The sequence below is a fragment of the Vibrio qingdaonensis genome, assembly GCF_026191675.1.
Classification (GTDB): Bacteria; Pseudomonadota; Gammaproteobacteria; order Enterobacterales; family Vibrionaceae; genus Vibrio; species Vibrio qingdaonensis.
Map to the genome: position 1 here is coordinate 1 of NZ_JAKRRY010000201.1, position 276 is coordinate 276.

Annotated in this window: 1 rRNA gene; it reads right to left on the reverse strand. The window is 46.7% G+C overall.

The annotated features are described in order from the left end of the window. Positions 1–259, reverse strand: a 23S ribosomal RNA gene (locus tag MD535_RS26015); the annotation flags it as partial. Positions 260–276: the final 17 nt, after the last annotated feature.

The following is a 276-nucleotide window of genomic DNA, read 5'->3' on the forward strand; positions in this document are numbered from 1 at the left end:
TCCAATTTCGCTCGCCGCTACTTTCGGAATCTCGGTTGATTTCTCTTCCTCGGGGTACTTAGATGTTTCAGTTCCCCCGGTTTGCCTCATTAACCTATGTATTCAGTTAATGATACGTGCTTATGCACGTGGGTTTCCCCATTCGGAAATCCCAGACTCACAGGTTATTACTACCTAATCTGGGCTTATCGCAAGTTATTACGTCCTTCATCGCCTCTGACTGCCAAGGCATCCACCGTGTACGCTTAGTCACTTAACCATACAACCCCAAAAGGT